Below are 24474 nucleotides of genomic sequence, written 5' to 3'. Positions count from 1 at the left end.
TATTTTATCAATGATGGCAAAAGAGGTAAATCACATTCGACAAGCAGGGGATGTTTAACATCACCGAAAATGTGCTATAATGAGCGTTGTTTAACCTGAAAGGAGAATGTGAAAAATGGCGAAAAAAGGATACATACAATTAACGAATGGAAAGAAAATTGAGTTTGAACTTTACCCAGAGGCTGCTCCAGGTACAGTAGCAAACTTTGAAAAATTAGCGAATGAAGGCTTCTACGATGGATTGAAATTCCACCGCGTGATCCCAGGGTTCGTAAGCCAAGGCGGCGATCCAAACGGTAATGGAACTGGAGGACCTGGTTACACAATTAAATGTGAAACAGAAGGAAACCCTCATCAGCACGAGAGAGGTTCATTATCAATGGCACACGCTGGTAAAGACACTGGCGGCAGCCAATTCTTTATCGTACATGACCCACAGCCGCACTTAAACGGTGTTCACACTGTTTTTGGCAAAGTAACATCTGGTATCGAAGCTGTTCTTGATATGGAACAAGGACAAGGCATGGAAAAAGTCGAAGTGATCGATGCTTAATCCAAAACACCGCTTAATTGCGGTGTTTTTTTATTTTACATCTGATGTTCCTGTGATCTGTGCCGTGAAGCGGTAGGTGATCATCCAATATAAAAGGGCTAAGGCGCTGATAGAGGCTCCAAATAGACATACCCCATTCCAGCCAGAGTTTGCGTATATGTTAGTTGATACAATAGAACCGAGCGCACTGCCGAGGGAATAAAAAATCATATAAGCAGCAGTCAGCCGGCTTCTCGCCTCAGGCCGGACCATGAAAATCATACTTTGATTGGTCACATGAACGGCCTGCACAGATAGGTCAAGAATGACTATACCAACGATTAATAAAATGAGGGAATATTCAGTGAAAAAAATAAAACACCATGAAAAGAGTAATAGGACAAGGGCGATGCACGTTGTTAACTGTCCTAAGCCTCGATCAGCAAGGCTTCCAGCTCGAGCGGCACCTAATGCTCCGGCAACTCCAGCAAGGCCAAATGCACCAATTGCTGTATGTGACAGATTGTATGGGGTAGTGCTGAGAGGCAGTACAAGTGAAGTCCACAGCGTGCCAAACACAACAAAGATCAGAAAACCCAGTACGCCACGAATACGTAGAATTCGTTCTTGTCTGAACAATATAAACATTGAAGCGAGCAAGTTCACATAGGATATGGAGACTCTCTTTCTGTCAGCACGCGGAAGATACCGGTACAACACGCCAGTTATGATCAGCATCATCACGCCGGAAACGAGATAGACTGATCTCCAGCCGGCGAGATCGGTTAGTACACCAGCAAACGTTCGTGCGAGAAGAATACCAATCACAATTCCACTTTGAACCAAGCCCACTATGCGACCACGTTCTTCAGGAGCGGCCCATGTCGCTGCGAATGCGACGAGTACCTGAGTGACTACAGCGAGCAGTCCTACCGCAGCTAGTCCTATGAACAGGACGGTGGCGGTAGGGGCGATACCGACTAGAATGAGAGATAACACGGATACTAGCATTTGAGCTACGATGAGCCGCCGTTGGTTGAACAGATCACCAAGTGGTACGATCAGTAGCAGTCCTAGCGCATAACAAAGCTGAGTAATCGTAATGACCATACCAACGGATGAATAGCTGATACCAAACTCGGCTGCGAGGGAGTCTAATAATGGCTGTGCAAAGTATATGTTTGCAACTGCCATCCCTGAGGCTGTCGAAAACAGTAGAGCCATATTGCGAGTCATCGTTGATCGGGTGGTTATTTGTAAATGAATCGTTTCCAGATCAGAATGTTCATCGGCAGTCATTTTTTCTTTTTTCATGCATTTCATCCTCTCTTTTTGTACTAAATAGTATAATATACTGATTGGTATAAAATGATTCCTGTTAAGGATAACCACAGAAACGTTTTAAAGTCAAGATGATGTAGTGGAGATCTTGAGAGGGGCAGTCGATTTGACAATGATACGTCAATAAAATAAAATGATAATGTACCGATAAGTAAAAAATCCTTATAAGAAATAGATGATTGATTTAGTGAAGAGGTTTTTATGATAGAAATGAGGGTTGATGATGGTTCGACAACGGGAATTTGATGAGGAAAAAGCATTAGATGAGGCCTTGTTGCTTTTTTGGGAGAAGGGGTACAGAGCGACTACATTAAGCGACTTAACTGCAAAAATGGGAATACAGCGGCCAAGCTTATACTCAGCGTTCGGTGATAAAGAGGAATTGTTTGAAGCGGCATTACGCAAATATACAACTCAGCATGCTGCCCACATTCGAACAAAACTTCAAAACAATCTATCTGTAAAGGAAGCATTTCATACATTATTTGCTGAATTAGTAGAAGAGGAATATGGACATGGGCCGAGTAAAGGGTGCTTTTGCATCAATACAATAGTCGAGCTTGCCCCCCACGAAGAGAAATTTGAAATTCTCACAAGAGAGCATCAGATGTATCTTTCGGTCATTTTTGAAGAAAAAATTGTACAAGGTATTCGCTCGGGTGAGCTCGAAAGCAGTCTGAATGCCAAAGCCTTAGCACAGGCGCTGGTTGTTTCTTTTATTGGACTTACAGTCCTCATGAAATCTCGCCCAGAGCGTTCATTTGTAGATCATTCTGTAGCGACGATCCTATCCATATTGAAATAAATAGTCTATATAAAGAAAGCGTATTTTGATCCATTGATTAAAACACGCTTTTTCTTTTAAGGTGTTATGGACACGTTTTTGTGATATGATAAGAGAACAAACATTCGTATTCGTGAGTGTCACCATATGTAGCTCTAAAAATAAGTGAAAGTGCACATCTAAAAAGCGTGTGATCATGCTGTAAGAAAGCAGGAGATACTTTGAAACCATTAACAAAAGAAGAAAAAAATCAGATGATGATTGCTATTCAGCGTTACTTTGTTGAAGAACGAGAAGAGGAGATTGGTGAATTAGCAGCCATCAATATATTAGAATTTATCACAAAACATCTTGGAAGCTACTATTATAATCAAGGGGTTCGTGACAGCCGAAATATCGCTGTTCAAAGATCTCAATTGTTAGAGGAAGATCTATTCGCATTAGAGAAAAGAATATAATCAAAAAGCTCGTCTTTCTTGTTTACCCTGCTAACAGATAAAGAGGAAAAAAGACCCCCTTAATAAAGAACGCATATTCGTATCATATGTAATGATGAAAAGGTGGAACCAAAAGTCCATTTGAATCGTTATATAAGTAACCATTAATGAAAATCAGCTTTTTTGGTTTTATTTCATCAAAAGAAGGAATAGAACATACAAATAGGCGAAGTGCAGATGATGGAGGTTCTAAATATGGGGAAAATCAAATTGAAAATCGCAATCTTATTTGTTTTACTGCTTTGTTTAGGCGCAGGTTATTTATACATGAATGGCATGAAAATTGAAGATGTGCCAACAGCCATTGGCGAAAGTTTAACGAATAATGATAAAGATTACACCATCTATGAATATACCATTACAAAAATTGATGGTGATGAGTATTACGGTCAAGCCAAAAATGGCACGAAAATCATTTTTAACGGAAAGAAATTTGAAGATGATGTGGCCGATCTGAAAAAAGGCGATCGTATTAAAGCATACTTTAGTAATGAAAAAAGAATAGACGGTCTTATAAAAGTGGTAAAAGTCGTCAATTAACAAGTCTCCTTTCCTATAGGGAGGCTTTTTTTATGAACAGGTGATAAATCTTGATTGTTGCATTTGACCACAAGGATCGCTATAATAGCCCCTAAGGACAGCTAAATATCGATTGTATCCTTCGGGGCAGGGTGAAAATCCCGACCGACGGTAATAAAGCAAATGCTTTACAGCCCGTGACCCGTTAATTTATTAACGGTTGATTCAGTGAGAAGCTGAAGCCGACAGTGAAAGTCTGGATGGGAGAAGGATAACGAAAGCTATGTATGAACAAAAAATATGTGTTGATCATAGTTTTATTTCTAATGCAAAAAAACCACAGCCCCGGAATTTTTCCGGGGCTTTCTGTATGTCAATATAGTCATCGCATGCAGTGTTTATTAGGTGATCCCTCATTTACCTTGTATGGACCATAAAAAGCGACGAAGGTGTTCAATCGATCACATGTCCCGAACATCGCTTTTTCATAAAGTGAGAAATACAAAAGAAAGAGAAAGGGAGGATCACATGTTTACGGGGATTATTGAAGAAGTGGGTACAGTCCAGTCATTGAGCAAAAGATCCGCAGATGCCATGGAAATTATCATCAAGTGCAGTCGTGTACTAGAAGATGTTCACCTAGGCGATAGTATCGCCATCAATGGCGTTTGTCTCACTGTCACAAGCTTCACAAAAGAACAGTTTGCGGCAGATGTGATGCCTGAGACGGTCAAAGCGACATCACTTGATCAGCTTGCGTCAGGTAGCCAAGTGAATTTAGAGCGAGCGATGTCATCAAATGGACGATTCGGCGGTCATTTTGTTTCAGGCCATGTTGATGGAACGGCTGTGATTACCCGTGTAGAAAAGAAGAGTAATGCCATTTACTATGATTTGAAAATGGACAAGACCCTCACAGATATGCTCACAAAAAAGGGATCGATCGCAATAGACGGCGTCAGCTTGACTATTTTCGATTTGCGAGATGCTCATGTGACAGTTTCTATCATTCCACATACGCTTGAAGGAACTATTTTCCCGACTAAATCTATGGGGGATGTAGTAAATATTGAATGTGACATGATCGGTAAATACATTTATCGCTTTTTAACAAAAGAGCAAAACGAAAAGCAGCCATCACGATTAACCCCATCATTTTTAAAAGAGCACGGATTCTAGGAGGCGATTGTATGTATCATTCAGTTGATGAGGCAGTAAATGCCCTGAAACGAGGAGAAATCATTATCGTAGTAGATGATGAAGACAGAGAAAATGAAGGAGACTTTGTGGCACTTGCTGAGCATGCAACGCCGGAAGTCATTAACTTCATGGCTTTACATGGAAGAGGTCTTATTTGCACACCAGTTCATGCCTCGATTGCGAAACACTTGGATCTGCATCCCATGGTCGAGCGAAATACGGATGCACATCATACAGCATTTACAGTGAGCATCGACCATACGTCAACGACAACTGGTATAAGTGCTTTTGAGCGCTCAACGACCATTTTGGCCATGTTAAATAAAGAGTCAAAACCAGAAGATTTTGCCCGCCCAGGTCATGTTTTCCCTCTTATTGCAAAAGAGGGAGGCGTAGTAGAAAGACCAGGTCATACAGAAGCGGCCGTTGATCTTGCTAAACTTGCGGGTTCAGTGCCAGCGGGTGTCATATGTGAAATTATGAATGCAGATGGAACCATGGCCCGCGTACCCGAACTACAAAAAATTCAAAAAGAACACGATTTAAAGATGCTGACGATTGAAGCATTGCAGGCATATATAAACAAGCAAACAACGACAATGAAAACAAAATAAAAATCACAAAAAAGGATGATGAACATATGAATACAATACAAGGGAATGTAGTAGCAGAAGGATTAAAGTTTGGAATCGTCGTCGCTAGATTTAATGATTTTATTACAAGCAAACTGCTAGATGGGGCAGAAGATACATTGCTCAGACACGGAGCAAACGGTGACGATATTGATGTCGTGTGGGTGCCAGGGGCTTTTGAAATTCCGTATATGGCAAAAAAACTAGCAGAAACAAAAAAATATGATGCAGTCATTACACTTGGAACCGTGATTCGCGGGGCAACATCACATTACGATTATGTTTGTAATGAAGCGGCTAAAGGAATCGCACAAAGTGCCATCTCAACAGGGGTGCCGATTATCTTTGGTGTACTGACAACAGAATCTATTGAACAAGCCATTGAAAGAGCCGGTACAAAGGCTGGAAATAAAGGCAGTGAATCGGCTGCAGCTGCTATTGAAATGGCCAACCTAAATCGAACGTTTCGTTAATTTGATGAAAAAGAGTTTAAAAACAACCTAAAAGTGTTTATAATGTGTGATGAGCAAGTGATTCATAAGACATTTGCTGTAAAATAGGATAATTTTAATATTGAGGGGTATATATGTTAATTCGTTACAAGAGGTCTTTTGAAAAAATTGCCATGGGACTCCTGTCCTTTATGCCGGGTGAGAAAGACGTCAAACAGCTTCAGCAGACGATAAAGTCGTATGAAATGGATGAAGATCGGCAGCTGTTCCTTTGGAAAGATGGCGAGGATATCGTCGGTGCGATTGGTGTGCTGAAAACAGACGACCACGTACAAATCGAACATATTAGTGTCAATCCGTCCCATCGTGACCAAGGCATCGGCAAGGAAATGGTATTAGCCGTGGAAGAAGTATTCAAAACGAAAACACTCATTCCAAATGAATTAACGCAAGGCTTCTTTCATAAGTGTCACAATGAAACAAACTAAATATCACACATGTAAAAGCAGAGGTTATATGCCTCTGCTTTAGATTGTTGACAAAGGGCTAAAATGAACTTTATTTTAGCCCTTTGTCTTCCTTTTCAGCGTGATAGAAAACCTTTGCAGTCTAGGAAGGACGAGTACTGGAGCGGAGCGAATTCGATATTCGTGAGCACCGGCACGCAGGACTGACACCGAATGCGAGGGTTTGTCTACACGCTAGAGCAGAGGTTATATGCCTCTGCTTTTTTTACGTTCCATCTGTTTTTCACGTTCAAGCAATACGTCTGTCCGATCACGCAGTCTATGCTTTTCAATTAAGAATGTATGGGATAAGTTGCTCTCCTGTCCGAAGGTTAAGCCTTCTTTTTCCGCCATCTCTTGGCATAAAGAAAGAAGCGTTTCATCTCGGATTGGCAGCATCACACTTTCGTAGGGCGTGTCTTCATCGATTTTCTTTTTCAGTGTTCTCAGCAGTAAAAGAAATGCCTCTTCATCAAGACCTAATTCTGTTAGTACGTTCCGGTCCGAATCTAATATATGAAGGCTGTTTGAAATCAGCCGTTTTGCTCCTTTTCCATTTCCTCGTCTTTGATGATACAAAGCAACAGCAAGCTGAATGAGACCCACCCAGTACTTTTTGCGCTGATGAGGAGGATCTTCTTTCCAAAATTCTTCAAGAATTTCATGACACTCAAAATAATCTCTTGTCGTATGAAATTCATGTAAAAAAGCCACGTACGCTTTAGGATACACAGCGGTCATCTCCTTTTCCACTATCAGTCTAACATACCGAAAAGAAAAGAAGAAAGAGCGCCCCTTTATGAAAGGACGCTCTGTTTCTTTAATAAACCCAAGCCGCGCCAACGATGATCAGCAAGATGAACAGCACAACAATAAGCGCAAATCCTCCGCCGAAGTAATAACCATCTCCCATAATGTTACGGCCTCCTTTTTCATCAGTTCTGATTACAATGGTATTCTATGTATAAATGCCCTCATTGGTATGGGCGAATCCACTGTTTTTCTTTTTTTGCCTGCTGCCTCATGGTCGAAATTATATTGGACGAGAGCTTTATGGTGTCTTATACTAAAGGTTAGCCGATGAAAACGGTACTTAGAAGACAGTAGAAATGGTGAGAAAAGAATGCTGGAATATCAGGTGAAAATAGATTCGTTTGAGGGTCCTTTGGACTTGCTTTTACATTTAATTAACCGTTTGGAAATTGATATTTATGATATTCCCGTCGCTAAAATTACGGAGCAGTATTTATTATATGTCCACACGATGAGGGAGCTTGAACTGGATGTTGCAAGTGAGTATTTGGTGATGGCTGCAACTCTCCTCAGCATTAAAAGCAGAATGCTTCTTCCAAAACAAGAGGAAGAGCTGTTTGATGAAGACCTGATGGAAGAAGAAGAGGACCCTCGTGATGAGCTGATTGGCAAATTAATTGAATACCGCAAGTATAAAAATGCAGCGCAAGAACTGAAGGAACGTGAAGAAGAGCGGCAAAACGCCTTCACAAAACCACCAAGTGATTTAAGTGAATTTGCAAAAGAAGCAGAAGCGAAGGACACAAACTTACACGTCACGGTGTATGATATGTTAGGTGCGTTTCAAAAGGTATTGAACCGCAAAAAAATAACAAAACCAGCACCATCAAAGATTACAAGACAAGAAATCCCGATTGAAGACAAAATGAATGAGATTATGAACCATTTAAGAAAAACAAAAAAGCGAACCAATTTCATGACTTTATTTCAACATGATCAAAAGGAACACCTTGTCGTGACGTTTCTTGCTGTTCTCGAATTGATGAAAAGCCATCAAATCATGCTGGAGCAGGAAGGAAACTTTGAAGATATTTATATCATAGGGAGTGAAACGATTCATGACGCTTGATATCGTGAATTGGAAAGCCATCTTAGAAGCGCTGCTATATGCAGCAGGTGACGAAGGCTTAACAAGAAAACAGCTCATGTCTGTTCTTGAAGTTGATGAGGCAGCGTTGCTTGATATTATGTCTGTCGTAAAGGAAGAATATCAAAAACAAGAACGAGGGATTGAGCTTATTGAATATGCAGATTCATATATGCTGCTGACGAAAAAAGAATACAGCGTATATTTAAAAAAATTAGTAGAGACACCATCGAAAGGTTTGTCACAGGCAGCGCTAGAAGTGCTCGCCATTGTCTCGTATAAACAACCGATTACACGCAGCGAAGTCGAGGAGATCAGAGGCGTTAAATCAGAACGAGTGCTGCATAGTTTAGTTGCCAAAGCACTGCTCTGTGAAGTAGGACGTGCCGATGGACCGGGACGAGCGATCCTTTATGGGACAACACCTACCTTTTTAGAGCAATTTGGTTTAAAAGCCTTAGATGAATTGCCGCCACTTCCAGAGAATGTGGAATCAGATGGGGTGCAAGAAGAGGCTGATCTCTTTTTTGAAAACTTCAATCAAACATTTGAAGAGATAAAATAGTTCAAAATAAGGAAAAATGTATGATAAAATATAAAAAAGATTTTAGGTCTAAAATCTTCGTTTGAAAGATAAAATGGTGACAAAGCCATGAGGGGAAGGTAAACACGAAACAAATGGCACATATGAATGTAAAGGCTCAAGTTGATCAAGCAGGCGTTTTCTTATCAAAGGTTGCAGTTGAAGTGAATGATTTTCTGAACGAAGCTACCTTATCAAGCTTGAAACGATTAAACCCGGAAGCGGAAGCCTATTATTGTGACATATTAAGTACATTGCGGAAGCTTGCAGTTTATAGCGAGGATGCCGCGGCGGTTTGTAGGAAAATCAGGCAGCAGCAGACATTCCCGCAGCAAGCCGCACAGCAGACGCTTCATCGTATTTATCATCAATGTATTGAAGAATTTTTTACACCAAAAAAGGATACATGGTATGAAAATAGCCGTTCAGCCTACACAGGAAAAAGCTGCATTGTTTTCCATCATGAAGTATCGGCTGAGGTCAAACGTTTGTTTTCTTCATTAGAAAAAGATTTTTTAACGATGAGAGAAGAGCTGGAATATACAACATCTCATCAGCAAATGAAAATGGTATAAAGAAGACAAGGCAACTCTCACATGAGAGTTGCTTTTTTTTATGGACGAGGCATCATAACTTTTTCAGCCGCGCATACACTTGTACAAAACGGACAAGGACGTGAATGAACATGCCCTATTTAAAAATTGGAACAGCAGTCCTTCTTCTATTAACACTCTTACTGCCTTTTTCCTCACACGCTCAAGCAGACGTCTCATTATCGGTGAGTGCGAGAAGTGCCATTTTAATAGATGGACAGTCAGGCAGAGTCCTATTTGGAAAGGACGAGCACGAAAAAAGAAGAATCGCCAGTATCACAAAAATTATGACGGCTGTATTAGCCATTGAATCAGGAAAAATGAACGACATGGTCAAAGTGTCAAAACGTGCGATTCAAGCGGAAGGTTCTTCGATTTATTTAAAGGAAGGACAGAAGGTGAGTTTAGAAGACTTGACATACGGGCTCATGCTGCGCTCTGGAAATGATGCAGCTGTTGCCATTGCAGAACATGTTGGCGGCAGCTTAGAAGGGTTTATTTTTATGATGAACCAAAAGGCCTCTGAACTAGGCATGGAGAATACGAATTTTCAAAATCCGCATGGACTCGATGATCATAAAAACCATTATTCATCAGCTTATGATATGGCGATCTTAACGAAATACGCCATGAAGCATCAGCAATATCAAAAAATTGCCGGTACCACCTTTTATAAAGCAAAAACAATCGAGGGTTATTGGAAAAATAAAAACAAGCTGCTCACTGGTTTGTATCAATATTCGACAGGAGGGAAGACAGGATATACAAAACTTGCAAAACGCACACTTGTCTCCACAGCTGCAAAAGGAGATGCTGCGCTCATTGCTGTGACGATTAATGCACCGGATGATTGGAAGGATCATATCTCAATGTTTGAGTATGCATTTGATCACTATAAAACGTATGTGCTTGCTGAAAAAGGCAGGCTCGCTTCGTTAAAAGGGACTTTTTACGAAAAAAAAGCGTTTATTAAGCGGGATGTGGACTATTTACTAAATGAGGATGAGAAAAAACTAGTGGAAATCGAAACGGAAATGCTGACGCCTGAAAAGAAATGGGAAAAAAACAAAGAAGCGATCCCAGATGTAGTAGGGAAAATGACGTTCTTACTGGATGGTCAGGTAATTGAGCAAGTCCCCATTTTTTATGAAAACAAACGCAACCGAATACCTCAAAAAAGCTTTCAAGAAATGTTTAAGTCTGTCTTTCAGACATCGATAGGCGGATCTTCATGGTCAATCTGATTTGGGTATTCCTCACGGTCATCGGTCTTGTCTATGCAATGTTTAACGGAACGATGCATGAAGTGAATGAAGCGGTCTTTAAAGGATCAAAAGAAGCGGTCACCATTTCAATAGGGCTGATTAGTGTTCTTGTATTCTGGCTAGGATTGATGAAGATCGCAGAAGAAGCGGGGTTGTTACATTTCTTTAGTAAATTATGCCGGCCCTTTATCTCAAAACTATTTCCTGAGATTCCTGCGAATCATCCAGCGATGGGGTATATTCTGTCCAATCTCATGGCAAATTTCTTTGGCCTTGGGAACGCCGCTACTCCACTTGGGATTAAGGCGATGGAGCAGATGAAAGTATTAAATGGCGGAAAAAATGAGGCGAGCCGGTCTATGATCACTTTTTTAGCAGTCAATACATCTTCTATCACACTTGTGCCAACGACTGTCATTGCCATTCGTATGACCTATGGCGCAGATCAGCCAACAGATATTGTAGGCCCAACCATTTTGGCGACACTTATTTCAGGTATCGGTGCGATTATGATTGATCGCTATTTCCACTATCGCAGAAGCAGGCGGGGGTGATCTTGTGGCGTTTATTAACTGGCTGTCACTTGCTTTGATTCCACTGATCATCGCAGGGATATTAATTGCAGGGACGATTAAAAAAGTACCGACGTACGAAACATTTGTAGAAGGCGGGAAAGAAGGCATTCAAATTGCCTTTTCAATCATTCCATATTTAGTCGGTATGCTTGTCGCCATTACGATTTTCCGAGCATCAGGTGCCCTTGATTTTGTCATGGAATTATTGAAACCTGTGTTTACAGCGATTGGTGTTCCTACAGAAGTGGTGCCGCTTGCGCTTATTCGTCCTATATCAGGAACAGCGGCGCTTGGTATGACATCAGACTTAATTGCGACTTATGGTCCAGACTCTTTTATCGGCAAGCTTGCCGCCGTTATGCAAGGGTCAACGGATACGACCCTTTATATTTTAACCGTCTATTTTGGAGCAGTTGGTATTAAAAAAATGGGAGATGCACTGAAAGTGGGGCTGCTTGCAGACCTGATTGGGATCATTGCATCGATTATTATCGTCAGTTTGTTATTTAGCGGCGCCTAATCAGGTGCTTTTTTTATTTCGTGGATGGAAAACAGCTTTTTTGTTGAAATTAGACAGATGAAACGCTTATTTTTCCGCGAATGCTTGTTTGTTTCAAGCCAAGCAAGTAAGATAGTACATGAGGTGAAAGACAAATGGAACGTTTACAGAAAGTAATTGCCCATGCCGGCGTCGCTTCTAGACGAAAGGCTGAAGAATTAATTAAAGAAGGACGAGTTACCGTTAATGGTGAAACAGTGACAGAGCTCGGAGTAAAGGTGGGCTCTTCAGATAAAATTGAAGTCAATGGCTTAAAGCTTGAAAGAGAAGAACCGGTTTACTTTATGCTTTATAAACCGCGCGGCGTCATTTCAGCTGCCGAGGATGATAAAGGACGCAAAGTCGTGACAGACTTCTTTGATGATGTTCCGCAGCGTCTGTATCCAATCGGCCGGTTGGATTATGATACGAGCGGTTTAATTTTGATTACAAATGATGGCGAATTTGCCCATAAGCTCATGCATCCGAAATATCAAATTGATAAAACGTATGCAGCGAAACTAAAAGGCATCCCTTCAAAAGAATTGCTTAGAAAGTTAGAAAAAGGAATCATGTTAGACCATAAAAAAACAGCACCTGCCCGTGCCAAAATGCTTTCGATTGATAAACGAAAGCAAACATGTATTGTGCAATTAACCATTCATGAAGGCAGAAACAGACAGGTTCGCCGCATGTTTGAAGCAATCGGCCACGACGTTTTAAAACTCAAAAGAGAGCAATATGCTTTCCTTCATATTGAAGGCATGAGACCAGGAGATCGAAGAGAATTGACGCCGCATGAAGTAAAACGCCTAAGAGCGATTGCGGATCATGGGAAAAGCGCTTTTTAATTTTCACATAAACTTCAAAAAATGAAGAAGCATCAAAAGAAGGAGAATGCTATAATTTACCTGAATGTCTATGGGGAAGGGGTACTTCAGATGAAGAAAAGACGATTTTTCATACGGACGGGCATTCTCCTCGTGATGCTTGCTGCACTGTGTTATACGATGTATAACTCAGTATTTGCCAAACAGGATCAAGTCAAAGAAGGATCTATTGCGCCGAACTTTGTCCTTCAATCGGTAGATGGGGAACGGATTGAATTAAAGGACTTAAAAGGCAAAGGCGTCTTTCTCAATTTTTGGGGTACATGGTGCGGTCCATGTAAGCAAGAATTCCCTTATATGGCAAATCAGTATGAAGTGTTCAAGGATCGCGGTGTCGAAATTGTTGCCGTGAATGTGGGGGAATCCAATATTGCTGTGAAGAATTTTATGGATGCTTATGGCGTGAATTTTCCTGTTGCCATGGACAAAGATCGTCAAGTGACAGAGGCATATGATATTACGCCGCTGCCAACCACATTTTTAATTAATCCTGAAGGCAAAGTAATCAAAGTCATAAAGGGGACGATGACAGAACGTAATGTCTATGAATATATGAATTTGATTAAACCAAAGGGGTCATAGAATGAAAGAGGTAAAGTGCGAGTGTGGACATATTAATCCAATCGGTACTGTTCTATGTGAATCATGCGGGAATCCCATTTCAGTAAAAGAGAAAAATTCATCAAAACTGCTTGATATGAGATATGACGGCAGTGCAAGACGCTCGCAAACATACAACAAAACGATTGTTGATAAAGTATGGAACTTTTTTTCTTCCGTAAAAGTGGGTGTGTGGCTCATTGTCATCACACTGTTAGCTTCTTCGCTAGGAACTATTTTTCCGCAGGAGCGGTTTATTCCGCCAGGTGCATCAGCTTCCACTTATTATGAGGAGCAATATGGGTCGTTTGGCAAGTTATATTACATCCTTGGATTCCATGATCTTTATAATTCTTGGTGGTTTTTAGCCCTTGTCGCATCTATCGGAATTTCCCTTGTGATTTGCAGCCTTGATCGAGTGATTCCACTTTATCGTGCACTCAAAAATCAAGGGGTTGTCAAAAAAGAAGGCTTTATGAGAAGGCAGCGTCTTTTCAGCGAAACAAATCAAACATTAGATCAACATACATATGAAGGCATCGTTAGTAAAATGAAACAAAAGCGTTACCGCGTAAGAGAAGAAGATGGACATATTTTAGCTGAAAAAGGCCGCTTTTCCCGCTGGGGACCTTACGTCAATCATATTGGATTAATTATATTTCTCATTGGATCCATGCTTCGGTTTGTCCCGGGAATGTACGTGGATGAAACATTATGGGTAAGAGAAGGCGAAACGGCACCAATCCCAGGGACGGGAGGCCAATACTTCTTAAAGAATAATGCGTTCTCAATTGACCGCTATGAATCTGAAAAAGAAAAAGAAGTCTTTGAAAATGCTATTGAAAAGGCTGGCGATGGTCAAGTCGTCAAAAGTTATAAAACCGATGCCGTTTTATACAAACGTGAAGGGGAAGTTGTTTTTGGTGAAAAGCCAAAGCTGAAGCAGGTAACAGAACACGATATTAAAGTGAATGAACCGCTTAAGTTTGACAATTTCTCATTATATCAAGTGGATTTTAAACAAAATGAACTCGATCAAATGGTCTTTCAGCTGATTCGAAAAGATACTGAGAAATCTTTCGGAACAGTGAAGATTAATCTGCTGGAGCCTAAGTCAGAATATGATCTTGGTAGCGGTTACAAAGTCAAGGTGATGAGTTATTTGCCTGATTTTTATTTTGACGAAGATGGCACACCTAGTACGAAAACGAGGAATCCGAATAATCCTGCGTTCGTATTTGAAATGATCTCTCCTGAAAAACCAAAAGGTGAAAAAAGTTTTGTCGCGATTCAAGAGACAGTAGAGGGTTCTGATAACAATCTTTATAAAATGAAATTTGACCGGGTTGAAACAAAAAACGTGACAGGTTTAACGGTTCGAAAAGACTTAACACTCTGGGTACTTATTGTTGGCGGAATGATCTTTATGATTGGTGTCGTACAAGGGATGTACTGGCAGCATAGAAGAATCTGGCTGTCGGCAAAGGATGGAAAAGTATTTGTGGCAGGACATACAAACAAAAACTGGTTCGGCTTAAAGTCTGATCTCAAGGTGTTACTGCATGGCAGTGGCATCAAACAGCCAGTGGATCAAAAAGAACTGCCTGATACAACAAGTATCAGCAAAAGCAAGGGGGAAGGATTAGATGGCGGCAGTCAGTGAAAACCTGTTATTTGCAGCTTTTCTATTGTATTTAGCGGCAGTTCCTTTTTTTGGAGGGGCCATTAAAGGAAAAAAGAAAGAAGAGGGTCCGCGCAAAAACAAGGCGGCACTTATCGGCATAACGCTCACCATCATTGGTTTTTTGAGTCAATTTGGCTATTTTATTTCAAGGTGGATCGCATCTGGTCACGCACCAGTCAGTAATCTGTTTGAATTCACCACAGCCTTTGGCATGATGCTGGTGCTCGCATTTATTATTTTATATTTTGTCTATCAAGTGTCTGTGCTAGGTTTATTCACACTTCCAATCGCTTTATTAATCATTGCTTATGCAAGCATGTTTCCATCGGATATTTCACCGCTGATTCCTTCACTTCAAAGTAATTGGCTATATATTCACGTCACGACAGCAGCGCTTGGTCAAGCCATTTTAGCGATCAGTTTTGTGGCAGGTGTGATTTTTCTTTTGAAGCATGTCGATCAAACAAAACCGGGGAAGAAAACCTTTGGCTTAGAGCTGGTCATGTTTATGATTGTGGTCACCCTTGCATTTATCGCTGTCACGTCCATCTTTAGAATGACAGGGTATGAAGCGAAATTTAATTGGGTAGATAAAAATAAAGAAGAGAGCGTCATGGTCTATGAGCTTCCTGCCTTAGTAGGACCTCATAAAGGAGAACTTATCACAAAAGATCGTTTAGAGCCTGTAGTTGATCTGCCGCCTGTTTTTTCAGGTAGAAAGGTGAATACAGTGCTGTGGTCATTTGGCGTTGGGCTGATCATTTATGGACTGCTAAGATTGATCATTCGCAAACGACTAAGTGCGCTGCTTCAGCCGCTCGTAAGACAGGTGAATCTCGATTTAGTCGATGAAATTGGGTACAGGGCTGTTTCCATTGGTTTCCCTGTATTTGCGTTAGGCGGCCTTATTTTTGCGATGATCTGGGCGCAAATTGCATGGACGAGATTCTGGGGATGGGACCCGAAGGAAGTGTGGGCTTTAATTACATTTTTATTTTACGCCGCCTATCTCCACCTTCGGTTATCAAGAGGCTGGCATGGTGAAAAGTCCGCTTGGCTTGCTGTAATCGGATTTGCGATCATTATGTTTAACCTCATCTTTGTCAACCTAGTGATTGCGGGGCTTCATTCTTACGCGTAATCGCATGAAAAAGGCCAACTTTTATGATTCGATTCGGCTTTTTGTTAAAATGTATGTAACAACGGAGAAAGCAGGAGGATTGTCTAATGGAACACACAACTCAAACGAAAATATTAGTCGTCGATGATGAGGCAAGAATTCGTCGCCTTTTAAAAATGTATTTAGAACGGGAAAATTATGAAATTGATGAAGCGGAAAATGGGGATGAAGCCATTCAAAAAGGACTTCAAACCGATTATGACCTCATTTTGCTTGATTTAATGATGCCTGGGACAGATGGGATTGAAGTGTGTAATCAAATCCGAGATAAAAAAGCCACACCAATTATTATGCTGACAGCAAAAGGTGAGGAAGCTAACCGTGTGCAAGGCTTTGAGGCAGGAACGGATGATTATATCGTCAAACCTTTCAGCCCGCGTGAAGTGGTTCTTCGTGTGAAAGCACTGCTAAGAAGATCGTCTCAAACGTCATACCTTAATACTGGAACAACCACAAAAGATGTTCTCGTGTTTTCTCATCTATCCATTGATCATGATGCACACCGGGTCACAGCAGATGGAAAAGAAGTCAGCCTCACGCCGAAAGAATACGAACTTTTGTACTTCTTGGCAAAAACGCCGGATAAGGTCTATGACAGGGAAAAGCTTCTCAAAGAAGTGTGGCAGTATGAATTCTTTGGGGATCTGAGAACAGTGGATACTCACGTCAAAAGGCTTCGTGAAAAACTGAATAAAGTGTCACCAGAAGCAGCGAAAAAAATCGTGACAGTATGGGGTGTCGGGTACAAATTTGAGGTCGGCGCTGAATGAAGCTGTGGAAAAGTGTCGTAGGAAAGCTATGGTTAACCATTCTTTTCCTCGTGCTCATTGTTTTATCGATTTTAACTGTGCTTCTTTTAGAGTTCATTGAGAATTACCATGTGGAAGAAGCAAAGTCTGATTTAACACAAATGGCCAACAAAGTAGCAGTCATTTTAGAAAGCCATGAGGATCAATCACTTGCAAGATCGATTACATCAGAACTAGCTGATAAATTGACAAGTATCGCGATTGTTCAAGAGGATGGACTAGAATGGTATTCGTCTGAAAAAGGCGGGAAGCTTCCTGCGATCACAAAAGAACAAATTGAAGCAGACAAAGATTTGAACAGGGCACTGACAGAACGAAAAAAAATCAGTAAACGAGCTGAATCTGATACAGGCAATCAGAAGGATGAGCGCATTGTAGTAGGTGTTCCTTACGAGGCGAACGGAAAGAAAGGGATGGTCTTTCTTTCTCAATCCCTCCTCGCAGTAGAGCAGACAACAAAACATACGACGCGTTATATCTTCCTCGCAGCCGGAATTGCGATTGTGCTCACCACGATTTTCGCTTTCTTCTTATCCACTCGTGTCACCTATCCTCTCAGAAAGATGAGAGAGGGAGCACAAGATTTGGCGAAAGGGAAATTTGATACAAAGATTCCTATTTTAACGCAAGATGAAATTGGGGAACTGGCGATCGCCTTTAATCAAATGGGTAAGCAGCTTAAATTTCATATAACCGCTTTAAATCAAGAAAAAGAACATTTGTCCAACATTCTCAGCAGTATGGCAGACGGTGTTATCACGATCAATATTGATGGAACGATCCTCATGACAAACCCTCCTGCAGAAAGATTCTTGCAGGCTTGGTATTACGAGCAAAATATGAAGATCAAAGATGGGGATGAACTGCCGCCGGAAGCGCGTGAATTGTTTCATACTGCCGTCAGTACGGAAAAAGAGCAAATGATCGAAGTCACGCTGCAAGGGCGTACTTGGGTTCTTCTCATGTCTCCGCTTTATAACCAGCAAGATGTCAGAGGGGCGGTAGCGGTACTTCGCGATATGACAGAAGAGAGAAGACTGGATAAGCTAAGAAAAGACTTCATTGCAAATGTCAGCCATGAACTCCGCACACCTATTGCTATGCTCCAGGGCTATAGTGAAGCGATTGTCGATGACATTGCCGGATCAGAAGAGGAAAAGAAAGAGATTGCCCAAATTATCTATGATGAATCACTTCGAATGGGGCGTCTTGTGAATGATCTTCTCGATCTCGCACGTATGGAAGCTGGTCATATTACACTGAATCTTGAATCAACTGATACAGAAGAGCTGACTGAAAAAATCTACCGTAAATTCCTTGGAATTGCGAAAGAAAAACAAATCAACCTGACGTATGAAATTCAAGTAGAAGAACCGTATTTTGTATTTGATCCAGATAAAATAGAACAGGTTTTTACAAATCTCATCGATAATGCCATTCGTCATACACCAGAAGGCGGAGAAGTTCACTTCTCAGTTCAATCGGTGGAAAATGGGCTCAAAATGGATGTGAAAGATTCGGGAAGCGGCATTCCTGAAGAGGATCTCCCGTTTATTTTTGAACGGTTCTATAAAGCAGATAAAGCAAGAACAAGAGGACGTTCCGGTACGGGGCTGGGCCTTGCGATTGTGAAGAACATCGTAGAAGCGCATCAAGGCTCCATTCATGCACATAGTAAAGCTGGAACAGGTACTCACTTCACTTTCTATATTCCGAAAAAAAAGCAGGAACTCGTCTAATCTTGACGAAGAATCTTGTTACATGAGAAACACTTCTTTTCGAAAGAAAATGAAGTGTTTTTTCTATTTTCATATTTTTAAGGAGAAGTTAAACTAAAAGCCCTTTCCAAATTGTCGATCTTGTAATATATTTGTCATAAAGTTGTAATGTAACGTTTTGTGAGAGTCACTCGACAAAAATAAGTGAACGGAGGGGTTTCCTATGCATGAAACCTTTCAAAAAATATATGATTCGTACCATCAAGATTTGTACCAATTTTTATTTTATATGGTAAAAGATAAAAATCAGGCAGAGGATCTCGTGCAGGAGGTTTACATTCGGGTACTTCACTCATATAAAACTTTTGAAGGAAGAAGCAGCGAGAAAACATGGCTGTTTTCAATTGCAAGGCATGTGGCAATTGACTGGTTTCGCAAACAGCAAACCATCAGACAACGGGTGCTCGGCACGTTTGATTGGGATAAACAGGATGTAAAAGATCCAGACCTGCTCCCAGATGAATTGGCTGTACAGGATGAAAATATCAAAGAAATTTATGCCGCACTTGATCATTGCACCATTGATCAACGAGCCGTCATCATTTTAAGGTTTATCCAAGGCTACTCAATCATGGAGACGGCCAAGGCGCTAAAGTTCTCGGAAAGCAAAGTCAAAACAACGCAGCACCGAGGCCTGAAAGTGCTCCGAAAACATATGGAGCTTTTGAAGGAGGAGCTAGTGAATGAAAACGAACAGGTCCAATTGGAGCGAAGAACGAATTAAAGTATTACTCAGTCAGCTTCCAAAGGTGGAGGACAACCGTTCATCTAAGCAGATTTACCAGCAAATGCTGATGGCAAGCGGGAAGAAAAAGAAAAGTGCCAGATGGATCGGTCCAGCGGTCGCAACCGTTGTGGTCTTATTTATGGCGTTTTTGATTTCTCCTCATTTATTTCAGCCGGCTGCTCAAGATATAAAGAAAGTGAAAATGGACTCGAGTGCTGAAAAAGGACAGGTGAATGCTACATTAGAGGCGGTAAAAAACACAAATGATCCTTCACATGTTGCTTACGCATCTGACAAAGAAAAGTATATGACGATTTCATACATAGATGAATCGACTTCTCAAGTTGTCCCAATCAGTATTCAAAAAGAAAATAAGCATGACGATGTGCAGGCGCTTCTTGATACATACGAAAAACTGGAGCTGCCTGAAATGACAAAACCTCTTCAAGCCTATATGGATATGGTGGATGTGAGTGAAAAAGGGGACACACTGATTTTTCAGCTGAAAAGTGATTTGTCTCTTGATACATTAAAAGAAGCCAATCGTTTTAAAGACATGGTCAAAGAAACGTTAAAATGGAGCCAATATAAACAAGTACAGGTCAAGTCTGTCAATGGCTCGCACCTTCAATTAGGGACGAATGGCCGTCTTGGTACCATTTCAATTAATAAACAAACAAAGCACGCTTACTACGTTTTAGAAAATAAGAGCGGGACATTTTTGGTGCCGTCAAAAGATAATTATCCTTCTTATAAAGATGCGGTAGAGGCGATGAAGCGGGCGAATGATGCAGGACTCGATCCACTCATTAAAGAAGAGCCTATACAAAAGGTGACATCAAAAGGAAAACATGCAACCATCACGTTTGGAGCATCAGCACAATTAACGGACTCAATTGATCATATTTTACTTATTGAAGGACTGCTGCTCACAGCGAAAGATTTCGGTTTTACAGATGTCACGATACAAAATGCAGGAACAGATCAAGTAGGCCCATATGAATTAAAAGAACCGCTAGAGGTACCGGCACTGCCAAACCCAGTTGTTATCAAAGAACGCTAAAGGACGCAACTTATTGCGTTCTTTTTTCATGTATAGAAAAGGGCTTCCTTGAGGTATACTATGCTGTCATGAAAAGAACTTCAAAGAAGGGAAGTCACTGATGAAAAGGTATTGCTACATATGTGCTAGCTGTTTCTTGTTCTTGACCTTATCACCGTTTGCCCGTGCAGAGAAAACAACCGAGTGGGTGGAACCAATCAGAGGTGAAGTCACTGATTTGTTTGGGACAAGAGGGGGTTCGCATAAGGGGTTAGACATTGCTGCACCGGAAGGAGAATCCATTTTGGCTGCTAGCGAAGGTGTGGTCACTCGTTCCTATGTATCTGCTACATATGGTGAAGTTGTATTTATTCGGCATCCAAATGGATATGAAACCGTCTATGCGCATTTAAATGCGCGTTTTGTGAAGAATGGTGACCATGTACAAACAGGACAGCCGATCGGCATCATAGGCAACACAGGCGCTTCTAGGGGCACTCATTTGCATTTTGAGGTGCACAGGGGTAATTGGTCAGTCAGTAAAGAAGATGCAGTAGATCCGCTCACAATCATTGCAAGAGATCGTTTCCAAGAGCCAGCCCTTCATGTAGATGGATATGAGAAACATACATATGTCATACAACAAGGGGACACGCTCTGGTCCATTGCTAAAGCACATCAAATGACCGTTGATCAATTGAAGAAAATCAATGCACTGACAACGCATCTCATACGTACAGGTGAACGTTTAATCGTTTCAACAAAATAAACCTCATGCTTTTGCATGAGGTTTACCATTTTTTATAGGTCAATCAGACGCACAGAAAGAATATCGTTTACTTCAGTTAAAGTTTGGACAATTTCATCTTCAAGGTGCTTGTCAAAAGATAGCATCATGATGGCTTCGCCGCCTTTTTCTTTACGGCCTACTTGCATTGTCGCGATGTTCACATCGTGGTCGCCTAAAATCTTTCCAACTTGACCGATCACACCAGGTGCGTCAGTATGCTGAATATAGACAAGATGCCCATCTGGGTAAAAGTCAATATTGAAACCATTAATAGAAACGACACGTTCACCTAGATGCGGGATATACGTTGCTTTTAATGTAAAGGTGGAAAGGTCACCTTTGACTTCAATGGAAATGCTGTTCTCATAGCCAGATTCGCTTGAAGAAATTTTTTCGCTAAAGCTAATGCCGCGTTCTTTTGCCACCATACCTGCATTGACTTCATTTACAGTCGAATCGACGCGCTCTTTCAAAAAGCCAGAAAGCAGACTTTTTGTAATAAATGATGTTTCGAGTTTTGCGATAGATCCTTCATATGAAATGCTGACTTCTTTTACAGGTTCTCTCATCGATTGAGAAACAAGACGTCCAAGTTTTCCCGCAAATTGATGATAAGGCTGGATTTTTTTGAACTCGTCTTTTGTCATCGCTGGTAGATTAATAGATGACATGACCGGGAGTCCTTTTGCAAATTGAAGAACTTCTTCAGAGACTTGTGCCGCCACATTTAATTGTGCTTCTTTTGTAGATGCACCAAGATGCGGAGTGGCAATGACGTTTGGATGATCCACAAGTGGATTCTCAGTAGGTGGTTCTACTTCAAATACATCGAGAGCTGCCCCTGCGACATGACCATTTTCAAGTGCTTCAAGAAGGTCTCGTTCGTCAATTATGCCGCCGCGTGCACAGTTCACTAGACGAACACCTTTTTTCGTTTTTGCGATTGTTTCTTTATTGAGAAGTCCTCTAGTTTCTTTTGTTAAAGGTGTATGTACCGTAATAATATCTGATACTTCAAGCACTTCATCAAGTGATTTTGCATTGACACCAATTTTTTCGGCACGTTCTTTTGTGAGGAAAGGGTCAAATACGTTGACCGTCATGCCAAATGCTCTTGCACGCTGGGCGATTTCACTTCCAATTCTGCCTAAGCCAACAATCCCAAGAGATTTTCCGTAAAGCTCAGCACCGACATATGCGCCTCTGTTCCATTCTTTTGATTTCACAGAAATATTGGCTTGAGGAATATGACGCATGAGAGATGAGATCATCGCAAACGTATGCTCTGCCGTTGAAATCGTATTCCCATTTGGTGCATTGATGACAATCACACCGTGTTTTGTCGCTTCATCAATGTCAATGTTGTCGACTCCCACACCGGCACGGCCAACAATTTTTAATGAAGTCATTTTTTCATAAAGTTCTTTTGTCACTTTTGTGGCACTTCTGACAAGTAAGGCATCAAACGTGTGTAATTCATCTTCTGCTTCTGTTACATTTTTTTGAACAATTTCAACAAAATCTGATTCTAATAGTGGTAAAAGACCATCATTGCTCATCTTATCTGAGACTAATACTCGAAACATCGTAAGATTTCCTCCTAAAATAAACGTCATAAATATCTGATAATTTACCATATTCCTTTTCACTGTGTCAATCAAATTAAAGCAGTAAAGCGAAAAAGAAAACACGAACATTTTTTAGTGTCTTGATCAAGAATGGACACCTTTAAACAAAAGATAACCAATTTTTACGCATTTGTCATTATAAATTTTAGGTTTTTTACGATTTCTTAAAACTGATGAATTTGCTCAGGATTTTTATCTGTACAAATGCTCATATATCATATATAATGATGTCGAATTGAATAATGATCAATCTTCGGGGCAGGGTGTAATTCCCTACCGGCGGTGATGAGGCATAGTCTCTAAGCCCGCGAGCCTTTTTTGGCAGGATTCGGTGTGATTCCGAAGCCGACAGTATAGTCTGGATGGGAGAAGATGGAGGTTCGTAAACGTTGAAAACATGTCTGTTTATACGTTTATTTGTGTAGCCTAAATTTCCCGCTCCTGTGTATGTATTCAGAGCGGTTTTTTTGTGGCTAAAATTGAACAATCCTCTTTTCGAAAGATTTGATCGAAAAGGAGAGAGAATATTGAATCAAAGTAAAGTAAAACGTTTAGTTGTCATCAGCATGCTTAGCAGTATCGCATTTGTATTAATGTTATTGAATTTCCCTTTCCCTGGGCTGCCTGGGTATTTAAAAATTGATTTTAGTGATATTCCTGCGATTATTGCGATTTTAATTTATGGGCCAGGTGCTGGGATTGCTGTTGAAGCTTTAAAGAATCTACTGCACTACCTCATTCATGGTAGCATGTCCGGTGTTCCTGTGGATCAAGTAGCGAATTTTACAGCAGGTGTACTATTCATCTTACCGGTGGCTTTTATTTTTAAAAAGATTAAATCAGCAAGAGGGTTAGCGTGGTCCATGATTCTCGGAACATTACTCATGACAGTCATGATGAGCATCTTAAACTATTTCTTGTTCCTTCCTGCTTATACATGGTTTTTGAATGCACCCGTCCTGTCAGATCATGTGCTAAAGGCAACCATTACAGCAGGGATCTTGCCTTTTAACCTAATTAAAGGAATCATCATCACCATCGTCTTTAGTTTCATTTTTGTCAAAATGCGTCCATGGTTTGAAAATAAACGCCGACTTCAAAATAGTTAATATAAAAAAAGCCCCTTTTAAAGGGGCTTTTATCCTATTCATGCTTAAGTGGATCACCATCGAAAGTTTCGTCCGCAACTTTAATTGAGTCAGTTGGGCAACCTTCAAATGCATCAAGCATATCTTCTTCAAGTACTTCTGGAACTTCTACAGTCCCCTGATTGTCATCAAGCGTGACAAATGCAATGCCTTCATCATCATAATCATAAATGTCTGGAGCAGCTGCACCGCATGCGCCGCAAGCAATACATGTGTCTTTGTCTACAATTGTATATTTTGCCATGTTAAAAAAATACCTCCCAGATTGTTCGATGGAACAA

General features: G+C 40.8%; 29 protein-coding genes and 2 riboswitches. Of the genes, 24 read left to right on the top strand and 5 right to left on the bottom strand.

The genetic code is table 11. The features are described from left to right. Window positions 1–115 precede the first annotated feature (115 nt). The gene (locus NSQ17_RS10880; protein ID WP_007501040.1) at window positions 116–553 is read left to right on the top strand and encodes a peptidylprolyl isomerase; all 438 of its coding nucleotides are present in this window, start codon (window positions 116–118) and stop codon (window positions 551–553) included. A gap of 30 nt (window positions 554–583) precedes the next feature. Here the strand turns inward: NSQ17_RS10880 and NSQ17_RS10875 are convergent, their stop codons facing one another. After that, window positions 584–1846: an MFS transporter gene (locus NSQ17_RS10875; protein WP_256689353.1), complete on the bottom strand. Its 1263-nt coding sequence runs from the start codon at window positions 1844–1846 to the stop codon at window positions 584–586. Window positions 1847–2096: 250 nt separating this feature from the next. On the opposite strand from NSQ17_RS10875, the gene NSQ17_RS10870 reads away from it, so the two are divergent. From NSQ17_RS10870 to NSQ17_RS10840, 7 genes are all read left to right on the top strand, one after another. Then, on the top strand, window positions 2097–2678 hold the full coding sequence (locus NSQ17_RS10870; RefSeq protein WP_017359789.1) for a TetR/AcrR family transcriptional regulator: 582 nt from the start codon (window positions 2097–2099) through the stop codon (window positions 2676–2678). A gap of 200 nt (window positions 2679–2878) precedes the next feature. Then, entirely contained in the window at window positions 2879–3115 is a 237-nt protein-coding gene (locus NSQ17_RS10865) for a DUF2164 family protein (protein WP_041507005.1), read from the top strand. 234 nt (window positions 3116–3349) lie between these two features. Next, window positions 3350–3694 carry a hypothetical protein gene (locus NSQ17_RS10860; protein ID WP_008344451.1) on the top strand — a complete coding sequence of 115 codons (345 nt, stop codon included), beginning with the start codon at window positions 3350–3352 and terminating at the stop codon, window positions 3692–3694. A 113-nt stretch (window positions 3695–3807) separates the two neighbouring features. Further along, window positions 3808–3949: riboswitch (FMN riboswitch) on the top strand. Between the two features lie 252 nt (window positions 3950–4201). Then, on the top strand, window positions 4202–4852 hold the full coding sequence (gene ribE / locus NSQ17_RS10855) for a riboflavin synthase (RefSeq protein WP_268431878.1): 651 nt from the start codon (window positions 4202–4204) through the stop codon (window positions 4850–4852). An 11-nt stretch (window positions 4853–4863) separates the two neighbouring features. Continuing rightward, on the top strand, window positions 4864–5487 hold the full coding sequence (gene ribB / locus NSQ17_RS10850; RefSeq protein WP_017359786.1) for a 3,4-dihydroxy-2-butanone-4-phosphate synthase: 624 nt from the start codon (window positions 4864–4866) through the stop codon (window positions 5485–5487). 26 nt (window positions 5488–5513) lie between these two features. Beyond that, entirely contained in the window at window positions 5514–5978 is a 465-nt protein-coding gene (gene ribE, locus NSQ17_RS10845; RefSeq protein WP_007501031.1) for a 6,7-dimethyl-8-ribityllumazine synthase, read from the top strand. Window positions 5979–6091: 113 nt separating this feature from the next. Next, window positions 6092–6445: a GNAT family N-acetyltransferase gene (locus tag NSQ17_RS10840; RefSeq protein WP_039165807.1), complete on the top strand. Its 354-nt coding sequence runs from the start codon at window positions 6092–6094 to the stop codon at window positions 6443–6445. A 225-nt stretch (window positions 6446–6670) separates the two neighbouring features. Here the strand turns inward: NSQ17_RS10840 and NSQ17_RS10835 are convergent, their stop codons facing one another. Further along, on the bottom strand, window positions 6671–7195 hold the full coding sequence (locus NSQ17_RS10835) for a DUF309 domain-containing protein (protein WP_039165804.1): 525 nt from the start codon (window positions 7193–7195) through the stop codon (window positions 6671–6673). Window positions 7196–7283: 88 nt separating this feature from the next. Beyond that, window positions 7284–7376, bottom strand: a complete 93-nt coding sequence (locus NSQ17_RS10830) for a YjcZ family sporulation protein (RefSeq protein WP_008359694.1) — start codon at window positions 7374–7376, stop codon at window positions 7284–7286. A gap of 210 nt (window positions 7377–7586) precedes the next feature. Between NSQ17_RS10830 and NSQ17_RS10825 the strand changes: the two genes are divergently transcribed. From NSQ17_RS10825 to NSQ17_RS10755, 15 genes are all read left to right on the top strand, one after another. After that, window positions 7587–8345, top strand: coding sequence for a segregation/condensation protein A (locus NSQ17_RS10825; protein ID WP_007501021.1), 759 nt, complete (start codon window positions 7587–7589; stop codon window positions 8343–8345). After that, window positions 8335–8928, top strand: coding sequence for an SMC-Scp complex subunit ScpB (scpB, locus tag NSQ17_RS10820; protein WP_342467430.1), 594 nt, complete (start codon window positions 8335–8337; stop codon window positions 8926–8928). Before NSQ17_RS10825 ends, scpB begins: the two co-directional genes overlap by 11 nt. A 113-nt stretch (window positions 8929–9041) precedes the next feature. Then, a complete protein-coding gene (locus NSQ17_RS10815) occupies window positions 9042–9521 on the top strand; it encodes a YpuI family protein (RefSeq protein ID WP_024718922.1) in 480 nt (159 codons plus the stop codon). A 110-nt stretch (window positions 9522–9631) separates the two neighbouring features. Continuing rightward, complete coding sequence (locus tag NSQ17_RS10810) at window positions 9632–10783, top strand: D-alanyl-D-alanine carboxypeptidase family protein (protein WP_284725401.1); 1152 nt, start codon at window positions 9632–9634, stop codon at window positions 10781–10783. Continuing rightward, the gene (locus tag NSQ17_RS10805) at window positions 10771–11358 is read left to right on the top strand and encodes a nucleoside recognition domain-containing protein (protein WP_008344468.1); all 588 of its coding nucleotides are present in this window, start codon (window positions 10771–10773) and stop codon (window positions 11356–11358) included. Before NSQ17_RS10810 ends, NSQ17_RS10805 begins: the two co-directional genes overlap by 13 nt. Window positions 11359–11362: 4 nt before the next feature. After that, window positions 11363–11899 (top strand): spore maturation protein, encoded by a 537-nt coding sequence (locus tag NSQ17_RS10800; protein ID WP_017359781.1) that lies wholly within the window; start codon window positions 11363–11365, stop codon window positions 11897–11899. 134 nt (window positions 11900–12033) lie between these two features. Continuing rightward, on the top strand, window positions 12034–12768 hold the full coding sequence (rluB, locus tag NSQ17_RS10795) for a 23S rRNA pseudouridine(2605) synthase RluB (RefSeq protein ID WP_008344472.1): 735 nt from the start codon (window positions 12034–12036) through the stop codon (window positions 12766–12768). Window positions 12769–12858: 90 nt separating this feature from the next. Beyond that, window positions 12859–13389: a thiol-disulfide oxidoreductase ResA gene (locus tag NSQ17_RS10790; RefSeq protein ID WP_008344474.1), complete on the top strand. Its 531-nt coding sequence runs from the start codon at window positions 12859–12861 to the stop codon at window positions 13387–13389. Window position 13390: 1 nt separating this feature from the next. Continuing rightward, on the top strand, window positions 13391–15070 hold the full coding sequence (locus NSQ17_RS10785) for a cytochrome c biogenesis protein ResB (RefSeq protein WP_045034330.1): 1680 nt from the start codon (window positions 13391–13393) through the stop codon (window positions 15068–15070). Further along, window positions 15054–16232 (top strand): c-type cytochrome biogenesis protein CcsB, encoded by a 1179-nt coding sequence (gene ccsB / locus NSQ17_RS10780; protein WP_017359778.1) that lies wholly within the window; start codon window positions 15054–15056, stop codon window positions 16230–16232. The genes NSQ17_RS10785 and ccsB overlap by 17 nt, the downstream gene beginning before the upstream one ends. A gap of 86 nt (window positions 16233–16318) precedes the next feature. Further along, entirely contained in the window at window positions 16319–17041 is a 723-nt protein-coding gene (locus NSQ17_RS10775; RefSeq protein WP_003215596.1) for a response regulator transcription factor, read from the top strand. After that, window positions 17038–18819, top strand: a complete 1782-nt coding sequence (locus NSQ17_RS10770) for an ATP-binding protein (protein WP_024718919.1) — start codon at window positions 17038–17040, stop codon at window positions 18817–18819. The genes NSQ17_RS10775 and NSQ17_RS10770 overlap by 4 nt, the downstream gene beginning before the upstream one ends. Before the next feature lie 202 nt (window positions 18820–19021). Further along, the gene (sigX, locus tag NSQ17_RS10765; RefSeq protein ID WP_007501006.1) at window positions 19022–19582 is read left to right on the top strand and encodes an RNA polymerase sigma factor SigX; all 561 of its coding nucleotides are present in this window, start codon (window positions 19022–19024) and stop codon (window positions 19580–19582) included. Then, window positions 19542–20648 (top strand): sigma X negative regulator, encoded by a 1107-nt coding sequence (locus NSQ17_RS10760; protein ID WP_096881583.1) that lies wholly within the window; start codon window positions 19542–19544, stop codon window positions 20646–20648. Before sigX ends, NSQ17_RS10760 begins: the two co-directional genes overlap by 41 nt. 100 nt (window positions 20649–20748) lie before the next feature. After that, the gene (locus NSQ17_RS10755; RefSeq protein WP_039165787.1) at window positions 20749–21396 is read left to right on the top strand and encodes a M23 family metallopeptidase; all 648 of its coding nucleotides are present in this window, start codon (window positions 20749–20751) and stop codon (window positions 21394–21396) included. A gap of 32 nt (window positions 21397–21428) precedes the next feature. Here NSQ17_RS10755 and serA read toward each other — a convergent pair whose 3' ends face one another. Next, window positions 21429–23003, bottom strand: coding sequence for a phosphoglycerate dehydrogenase (gene serA, locus NSQ17_RS10750; RefSeq protein WP_041507010.1), 1575 nt, complete (start codon window positions 23001–23003; stop codon window positions 21429–21431). A gap of 287 nt (window positions 23004–23290) precedes the next feature. Beyond that, a riboswitch (FMN riboswitch) is annotated at window positions 23291–23423 on the top strand. A gap of 149 nt (window positions 23424–23572) precedes the next feature. Here serA and NSQ17_RS10745 point away from each other — a divergent pair. Continuing rightward, complete coding sequence (locus NSQ17_RS10745; protein ID WP_008344490.1) at window positions 23573–24154, top strand: ECF transporter S component; 582 nt, start codon at window positions 23573–23575, stop codon at window positions 24152–24154. 34 nt (window positions 24155–24188) lie between these two features. Here NSQ17_RS10745 and NSQ17_RS10740 read toward each other — a convergent pair whose 3' ends face one another. Next, complete coding sequence (locus NSQ17_RS10740) at window positions 24189–24437, bottom strand: ferredoxin (protein ID WP_008344492.1); 249 nt, start codon at window positions 24435–24437, stop codon at window positions 24189–24191. Between the last annotated feature and the right edge of the window lie 37 nt (window positions 24438–24474).

It is taken from the genome of Bacillus sp. FSL W8-0629 (assembly GCF_038593225.1).
GTDB lineage: Bacteria > Bacillota > Bacilli > Bacillales > Bacillaceae > Bacillus > Bacillus altitudinis.
Note: the sequence above shows the minus strand (reverse complement) of the source record. Positions and strands in the feature narration are given on the sequence as shown.